Origin of the sequence: Streptomyces sp. PU-14G (genome assembly GCF_041028275.1) — a bacterium.
Taxonomy (GTDB): Bacteria; Actinomycetota; Actinomycetes; order Streptomycetales; family Streptomycetaceae; genus Streptomyces.
On the sequence record NZ_JASKYT010000316.1, the window covers coordinates 1 to 8,258 of the forward strand.

At 71.2% G+C, this 8,258-nt stretch carries 6 protein-coding genes and 1 pseudogene; 2 read left to right on the plus strand and 5 right to left on the minus strand.

Annotated elements, in window-relative coordinates; all coding sequences use genetic code 11:
* Positions 1-170 precede the first annotated feature (170 nt).
* The 3 genes from AB8Z75_RS27245 to AB8Z75_RS27255 all read right to left on the minus strand — a co-directional run bounded on the left by AB8Z75_RS27245 (position 171) and on the right by AB8Z75_RS27255 (position 3,107).
* Positions 171-1,370, minus strand: coding sequence for a dipeptidase (locus tag AB8Z75_RS27245; protein ID WP_369206499.1), 1,200 nt, complete (start codon positions 1,368-1,370; stop codon positions 171-173).
* Positions 1,367-1,882, minus strand: a complete 516-nt coding sequence (purE, locus tag AB8Z75_RS27250) for a 5-(carboxyamino)imidazole ribonucleotide mutase (RefSeq protein WP_369206507.1) — start codon at positions 1,880-1,882, stop codon at positions 1,367-1,369. Before purE ends, AB8Z75_RS27245 begins: the two co-directional genes overlap by 4 nt.
* An 85-nt stretch (positions 1,883-1,967) precedes the next feature.
* Positions 1,968-3,107, minus strand: a complete 1,140-nt coding sequence (locus AB8Z75_RS27255) for a 5-(carboxyamino)imidazole ribonucleotide synthase (RefSeq protein WP_369206509.1) — start codon at positions 3,105-3,107, stop codon at positions 1,968-1,970.
* 405 nt (positions 3,108-3,512) lie between these two features.
* Between AB8Z75_RS27255 and AB8Z75_RS27260 the strand changes: the two genes are divergently transcribed.
* Positions 3,513-4,241, plus strand: coding sequence for a GtrA family protein (locus AB8Z75_RS27260; RefSeq protein ID WP_369206501.1), 729 nt, complete (start codon positions 3,513-3,515; stop codon positions 4,239-4,241).
* Here the strand turns inward: AB8Z75_RS27260 and AB8Z75_RS27265 are convergent.
* Positions 4,161-5,450: an ATP-binding protein gene (locus AB8Z75_RS27265; RefSeq protein ID WP_369206503.1), complete on the minus strand. Its 1,290-nt coding sequence runs from the start codon at positions 5,448-5,450 to the stop codon at positions 4,161-4,163. The genes AB8Z75_RS27260 and AB8Z75_RS27265 overlap by 81 nt on opposite strands.
* A 122-nt stretch (positions 5,451-5,572) precedes the next feature.
* Entirely contained in the window at positions 5,573-6,253 is a 681-nt protein-coding gene (locus AB8Z75_RS27270; RefSeq protein WP_369206505.1) for a response regulator transcription factor, read from the minus strand.
* A gap of 338 nt (positions 6,254-6,591) precedes the next feature.
* Between AB8Z75_RS27270 and AB8Z75_RS27275 the strand changes: the two are divergent.
* Positions 6,592-8,079: pseudogene (locus AB8Z75_RS27275) on the plus strand (peptide MFS transporter); the annotation flags it as partial.
* Positions 8,080-8,258 lie beyond the last annotated feature (179 nt).

Sequence of the window (8,258 nt, forward strand, 5' to 3'; positions counted from 1 at the left end):
GGAGACGGGGGTGGGGTACGTGTCGGACGATTCCGAAGTGGCCAACGGTCCTCCCTGGACACGAGCGGGGGCCCGCTGATGCTCGCGGGCCCCGAGGGCGCGGTCAAGACCGCTCACCGCTCGGGGCCCGCGTCAGGGAAATCCGGCGTCAGCCGGGAGTTGACGCTCCCTCAGCCGTCCAGCTCGCCGATCGTGGCGATCGAGGGGCCCCGCCGGGTCTGGAGGGTCAGCGCCACCTCCTCGGCCTCGCGCAGCACTCGCACCGCGTTCGACCAGGTCAGCTTGGCCAGATCCGCCTCGGACCAGTTGCGGTCCAGCAGCTCTGCCACCAGGTGCGGGTAGCCGGAGACGTCCTCCAGCTGGGCGGGCGTGAAGGGGGTGCCGTCGTAGTCGCCGCCGATGCCGATGTGGTCGATGCCCGCGACCTGGCGCATGTGATCGAGGTGGTCGGCGACCGTGCGGGCGTCCGGCACGGGACGCGGGTTCGCCGCCTCGAACGCCTCCTGCACCCGCCGGCCCTCCTCGCCCATGTCGAGGTGGTGCAGCCCGTGCGCGCGCATGTTCTCGTCGGCGGCCCGCGTCCAGGCCACGGCCTCGGGCAGGATGAACTTCGGGACGAACGTCGCCATGGCCACGCCGCCGTTGGCGGGGAGCTGGGCGAGCACGTCGTCGGGGATGTTGCGCGGGTGGTCGCAGACGGCGCGCGCCGAGGAGTGGGAGAAGATCACCGGGGCCTCGGTGACCCGCAGCGCGTCCCGCATCGTCTCGGCGGCCACGTGCGAGAGGTCGACCAGCATGCCCAGCCGGTTCATCTCCGCCACGACCTCCTCGCCGAACCGGGACAGGCCGCCCGCGCGCGACGCGTCGGTGGCCGAGTCGGCCCAGTCCAGCGAGTTGTTGTGGGTGAGCGTCAGGTACCGCACACCGAGCTGGTAGAGGGCGCGCAGCGTGGCCAGCGAGTTGTTGATGGAGTGGCCGCCCTCGGCGCCCATCAGCGAGGCGATGCGGCGCTGCGCGTGCGCGGCCTCCACGTCCTCGGCGGTGAAGGCCAGTTGCAGCTCCTCGGGGTAGCGCGCGGCCAGCATCCGGACGGCGTCGATCTGCTCCAGGGTGGCGCTCACCGCGTCGTCGCCGGTCAGCTCGCCGGGGACGTAGACGGACCAGAACTGCGCGCCGACGCCGCCCGCGCGCAGCCGCGCGAGGTCGGTGTGCAGCCGCTCGTGCTGGTCGTGGGCGATGTCGAGCGCGTCGAGGTCATAGCGCACCTGCTCGCGCAGTGCCCAGGGCAGGTCGTTGTGGCCGTCCACCACGGGGTGCTCGACCAGCAGGGCGCGGGCGCGCTCCAGGCTGGGGCTCGCTGCCGTCGTCATCGTGCGCCTCCCGTCGGGCCGCCGAAGCCGAACCCGGTGTCACCGGCCGCCTTGGCGCGCAGCCGCTTGCCCTTCTCGGTGGCCTGCGCGTTCAGCTCCTGCTGGAAGTCGCGCATCCGCTCGCGCAGCTCCTCGTCGTGGGCGCCCAGCATCCGGGCGGCCAGCAGCCCGGCGTTGCGGGCCCCGCCCACCGAGACGGTGGCCACGGGCACGCCCGCGGGCATCTGCACGATGGACAGCAGCGAGTCCATGCCGTCCAGGTACTTCAGCGGCACGGGGACGCCGATGACCGGGAGCGGGGTGACGGAGGCGAGCATGCCCGGCAGGTGCGCCGCACCGCCGGCGCCCGCGATGACCGCCCTGAGGCCGCGGTCGACGGCGTCCTCGCCGTAGGCGAGCATCTCGCGGGGCATGCGGTGCGCGGAGACGACGTCGACCTCGTAGGCCACCTCGAACTCGTCGAGCGCCTTGGCCGCCTCCTCCATGACGGGCCAGTCCGAGTCGGACCCCATGACGATCCCCACGAGGGGGCTGGCAGTACTCAATGCGGCTCCTAGGTTCCTGGGTGGGACGGCCTGCGCGGGGCGGCCGGGTCGCTCACTCGGTGATGGTGCCCCGCAGATACCCGGCGGCGTGCGCGGCCCGCTCCCGTACGTCGGCGAGATCGTCCCCGTAGACGTTGACGTGGCCCACCTTGCGTCCCGGCTTCACGTCCTTGCCGTACATGTGGATCTTCAACTGGGGGTCCCGGGCCATGCAGTGCAGGTAGGCGCGATACATGTCGGGGTAGTCGCCGCCGAGCACGTTGGCCATCACGGTCCAGGGGGCGCGGCAGCGCGGGTCGCCCAGCGGCAGATCGAGGGCGGCACGCACGTGGTTGGCGAACTGCGAGGTGACGGCGCCGTCCTGGGTCCAGTGCCCGGAGTTGTGCGGGCGCATGGCGAGTTCGTTGACGAGCACCGCGCCGTCCCTCGTCTCGAACAGCTCGACGGCGAGATGGCCGACGACGCCCAGTTCGTGCGCGATCCGCAGCGCCAGCTCCTGGGCGCGCACGGCGGCGTCCTCGCCGAGACCGGGAGCGGGGGCGATCACCGTGTCGCAGACGCCGTCCACCTGGATCGACTCGACGACGGGGTAGGCGACGGCCTGCCCGTGCGGGGACCGTACGACGTTGGCCGCCAGCTCCCGCGCGAAGTCGACCTTCTCCTCGGCGAGGACGGCCACGCCCGCCTTGAAGGGCTCGGCGGCGTTCGGGTCGTCGGCGCCGCGCACGACCCACACGCCCTTGCCGTCGTAGCCGCCGCGCACGGTCTTGAGGACGACGGGGAAGCCGTCGCCCTCGTCCGTGGCGCCCTCGCGGGCGAACGCGGCGACGTCCGCGGGGTCGCTCACGAGGCGGTTGCGCGGCGCGGGGACGCCCAGCTCGGCCAGGCGGGCGCGCATCACGCCCTTGTCCTGCGCGTGGACGAGCGCGTCGGGTCCGGGGCGCACCGGGATGCCGTCCGCCTCGAGGGCGCGCAGGTGCTCGGTGGGCACGTGCTCGTGATCGAAGGTGATCACGTCGCAGCCCCGCGCGAAGCGGCGCAGCGTGTCCAGGTCCCGGTAGTCGCCAACGACGACTTCTCCGGCGACCTGTGCGGCCGAGTCCTGGGCCGTATCGGAAAGAAGCTTGAATCTGATGCCGAGCGGGATGCCCGCCTCGTGGGTCATACGAGCGAGCTGCCCCCCGCCGACCATGCCGACTACCGGGAACGTCACGGTTCCCAGGGTACGGGGCGCGGAACGGCGCCTCCCCCGCCCCCGTCCGACCACCCCGGCAGGCTCCGCCGAGACGCACGGCGACGGGGGGAGCCCGGAGTGCGCCGTATGAAACCAGCCACATCGCTGGGCCGTGCCGGTACCGGCCGCTGCTGACCTGCGCCGGGACGGCTGCCCGCAGCGGAGCGGACCGCTCCGGTGTGCGGCGGCGCGCCACCGGTGAGACGATGGCGCGCCCAGCCAAGGACCGCGGGCTGCGCCAATCGCCCCACGAGGCGAACTGGTGGCTGGTTAGCATGGGGCAGCCTCTGACGCCGACCGAAACGGGGCTGAAGCATCACTATGGGTGAATGGCGCTCTGTGCGCCCGAGACTGGAACGACTCGTGCGCGAACTGGCCAAGTTCGGCGCCGTCGGCGCGCTGGGTTTTCTGGTGAACGTCGCGATCTTCAACCTGTGCATCCACACGTTCCAGCTCGCCCCCATCCGCTCGGGCGTCGTCTCGCAGGTCGTAGCCATCGGCACCAACTACCTGGGCAACCGCTACTGGACCTACCGGCACATCGACAAGAACCAGATCCACCGCGAGACGGTGCTGTTCTTCTTCTTCAGCGGTATCGGCCTCGTCCTGGAGAACGGCATCCTCGCCCTCTCCCACTACGGCTTCGGCTACACCTCGCCGCTCGCGGACAACATCTCCAAGAACGTCGTCGGGCTCGCCATCGGCACCGTCTTCCGCTTCTGGGCGTACCGGACCTGGGTCTTCCGGGTCGGCGCCCAGCAGGAGCACTCCGGCGCGGAGGCGGCCGGGGACGGCACCGGAGACGAAGCCGAGGACGAGGAGCCCGCCAGAGCCGAGGACGAGGCAGCGCACCCGCGCAGGACCCCGGCCCAGAGCCGCGGCGCGGTCGCGGCCGACGGCAGGAGAGAGGCCGCTCAGGCGGCGTCTGCCGCCTCCGCCACGTCCCCCTCCTCGCCCGCCTCCGGCGGCGTGAGGCTTACCGGTGCCAGGACGGCACCGGCGGCCTCCGGCTCACGCGACGTCCGCGGCGTCGAGGTCGGTGGCCTCACGGCTGAGGAACAGCGCGAAGACCGGCGGAAGCTGCTGAAGTAGCTCCAGCCGTCCGCCGTCCGCCTCCGCGAGGTCCCGGGCGACGGCGAGGCCGAGCCCGGTGGAGTTGTGGCCGCTGACCGTGCGCTCGAACACCCGCGAGCCCAGCGCCTCGTCCACACCCGGGCCCTCGTCCGTGACCTCCACCACCACCTGGTTGCCCGTGACCCGGGTGCGCAGCGCCACCGTGCCGTCCCCGTGCATCAGCGAGTTCTCGATCAGCGTCGCCAGCACCTGCGCGACCGCGCCCGGGGTGCCGACCGCCCGCAGCCCCGTCTTCCCGGAGTGCACGATGGCCCGGCCCGCGCTGCGGTAGGCGGGCTTCCACTCCTCGATCTGCTGTTTGACGACCTCGTCCAGATCGAAGCTGACGGCCGAGCCCGTACGCGGATCGCGGGAGTTGGTCAGCAGCCGCTGCACCACGTCCGTGAGCCGTTCGACCTGGGCGAGCGCGATGGTGGCCTCCTCCTGGACGACGGCACGGTCCTCGGGGGTCGCCCCCTCGGAGGTGGCGATGATCTCCTCCAGCCGCATCGAGAGCGCCGTCAGCGGCGTCCGCAACTGGTGGGAGGCGTCGGCGGCCAGCCGCCGCTCGGCGGTCAGCATCCGGCCGATCCGGTCCGCGCTGGCGTCCAGCACGTCGGCGACCCGGTCCAGCTCGGGCACCTGGTAGCGGCGGTGCCTCGGGCGCGGGTCGCCGGAGCCGAGCCGCTCGGCGGTCTCGGCCAGGTCGGTCAGCGGCGCGGCGAGGCGGTGCGCCTGCCGCACGGCGAGCGCGGCGGCGGCGATCACCGCGAGCAGCGCCACCGCCAGGATGATCAGCAGCGTGCGGCCGACCTCGGCACGCACGGCGGCCCGCGACGCCTGCACGGTCACGCGTTCACCGTGCGCGCCGGTCTGCCGGGACTGGACGACCTCGCCCTCGGGCCGCTCGCCGACCTCGATGGCCTTGCGCTCGCCCGGCATCTCGACACGGATGTAGCGGACGTAGCGGTCCTTGGACGCGGTGACGCCGATCGACGCCTTCGTCACCCGCTCCCCCGCGACCAGCCGGCTCTCCACCGTGGAGACCAGCCTGGAGGCCTCGGCGCGCACGCTGTCCCGGGTGCTGCTCTCGATGGTGCGGGACTCGACGATGACGAGCGAGATGCCGAAGACCGCGACGACGACGAGGACGACGGCGAGCGTGGACAGGATGAGCCGACGGCGCACGGGCTGGCTTCTTTCCTCACTCTTCCCGGATCTGAGGGGCTCCCCGGCACTCCCGGGCTTCCCGGATCACCGGCGCTTTCCTGAGTTCCTTGACTCTCCCGGCTTCCTGGCTTCCCGGCTTCCTAGCTCTTCTCGAAGCGGAAGCCGACGCCGCGCACCGTGGCGATGTAGCGCGGGTTCGCCGCGTCGTCGCCGAGCTTCTTGCGCAGCCAGGAGATGTGCATGTCGAGGGTCTTCGTGGACGACCACCAGGTGGTGTCCCACACCTCGCGCATCAGTTGGTCGCGGGTGACGACCCGGCCCGCGTCGCGCACCAGGACCCGCAGCAGGTCGAACTCCTTGGCGGTGAGCTGCAACTCCTCCTCGCCCATCCACGCGCGGTGCGACTCGACGTCGATCCGCACCCCGTGGGTGGCCGGGGGCTGGGCCGGCTCGGGGGGCGCGCCGCGGCGCAGCAGCGCCCTGACCCGCGCCAGCAGCTCGGCGAGCCGGAACGGTTTGGTGACGTAGTCGTCCGCACCCGCGTCGAGGCCCACGACCGTGTCCACCTCGTCGGCGCGTGCGGTCAGGACGAGGACGGGGAAGGTGTGGCCCTCGTTGCGCAGCCTGCGGCACACCTCCAGACCGTCCATCCCCGGAAGGCCCAGGTCCAGCACGACGAGATCGATGCCCTCGCGCAGCCCCGCGTCGAGCGCGGTGGGACCGTCCTCGCGCACCTCGACCTCGTATCCCTCCCTGCGCAGGGCGCGGGCCAGGGGCTCCGAGATCGATGCGTCATCCTCGGCGAGCAGTACACGGGTCATGCACCGATGGTAGTCCGCGTGGCCGAGCGTAAGGGGCACGCGGTGCGCTCCCCCACCGCGCACTGTTGATCTCCAGGTGAGGTGAACACGTCACCATCGAATGCGGCCCGGGGTTCCATGTTTCACCTGCGATCTATGTCACAAGCCCTTCCCTGCACCCCGCGACGGTGACTTATGGTGAGGAGAATTGTCGTGACCGACAGGGGCCCGTGTTTCCCCCCGACACCCCGCGGCCCCGTAGCTGTGCGAGCTGCGGTTCTCGATTGCGGTCAACCCCCCATCCCGGGCGCGCTGCCCCACCTTCGGGCCTGCGCGTCCCGACACCGAGGAATCCCCACATGGCGTCCAGTCTGACGAAGGACGCGGCCGGCACCACCGGCGGCAAGACCTTCTTCGGCCACCCACGAGGTCTGGCCACTCTGTTCATGACCGAAATGTGGGAGCGCTTCAGCTTCTACGGCATGCGTGCCCTGCTGGTGCTCTACCTCACGGCTGCCGCCTCCGAGGGCGGCATGGGCATGGCGGCGTCCACGGCTGTGGCGCTCTACTCCGTCTACAACGCCACGGTCTACCTGATGTCGATGCCGGGCGGCTGGCTCGGCGACCGGGTGTGGGGGCCGCGCAAGACGGTCGCCATCTCCGCGGGCGTCATCATGGTCGGGCACGCGCTGCTGGCCGTCGGCGTCAACGCCCTGTTCTTCGTCGGCCTCGTCTTCATCGGTGTCGGCTCCGGCCTGCTGAAGGCCAACATCTCCACGATGGTCGGCCACCTCTACAAGGGCCCCGAGGACCCGCGCAGGGACGGCGGCTTCACCGTCTTCTACATGGGCATCAACGTCGGCGGCTTCTCCGCCCCGCTGCTCATCGGCTGGGCCGGCGAGAAGGTGAGCTGGCACCTGGGCTTCGGCCTGGCCGCCGTCGGCATGGGCCTCGGCCTGATCCAGTTCCTGTACGGCAGCCGGCACCTGGCCGCGGAGTCCAGCACGATTCCGAACCCGCTGAGCGCCCAGGAACGGTCCAAGGCGCTGCGCAACCTGGTCCTCAGCGTCGTGGTGCTGGCGGTCTTCTACGGCGTCATCGTCTTCGCCGACCTGTTCACCATCGACTGGGTCCTGTGGCCCGTCAGCATCCTCGGCCTGCTGCTGCCGACGTACCTCTTCACCCGGATGCGCCGCGACCGGGAGGTCACGGGCGAGGAGAAGTCGAAGCTCACCGCCTACATCTGGTTCTTCGTCGCGGCGGCCATCTTCTGGATGATCTTCGACCAGGCCGGTTCCACGCTGAACCTGTTCGCCGAGGAGAACACCTCCAAGAGCCTTCTGGGCATCTCCTTCCCCACGAGCTGGTTCCAGTCGGTCAACTCCCTGTGGGTGATGATCCTCGCGCCGGTCCTGGCCGCCCTCTGGGTCAAGCTGGGCCGGAGGAACCCGACCACCACCACCAAGTTCTCCGTCGGCCTGATCGGCATCGGCGCCTCCTTCGGCCTGATGATGCTGGCCATGGGCGCGGCTTCCGGCGGCGTCCAGGTGAGCCCCATGTGGCTGATCGCGGTCTACCTGATCCAGACGATCGCCGAGCTGTGCCTCTCGCCGGTCGGCCTGTCCGTCACCACGAAGCTGGCCCCGGCCAAGTACGCCAGCCAGCTCATGGGCGTCTGGTTCCTGGCCGTCACCGCGGGTGACTGCGTCTTCGCGATCGTCAAGCTCATCGTCGGCGACGCGGCCAGCGGGACGACCGGCTTCGCCGTCCAGGGCGTCATCGCGGCACTGGCGGGCGTCGCCTTCCTCGCCGCCCGCAACAAGATGCGGCCCCTGCTGGGCTCCGTGAAGTRGMCMKSSSYCRCYCRMCCACACGCGTCGCCTTCCTCGCCGCCCGCAACAAGATGCGGCCCCTGCTGGGCTCCGTCAGGCGGACATCGGTCGCTCGAAGGCGGAGTCCGCGAAGGACACGGTGCTGGGGATCAACCCCTACACCCAGGTCAATCTCCACGAGGAGCGGCTCGACT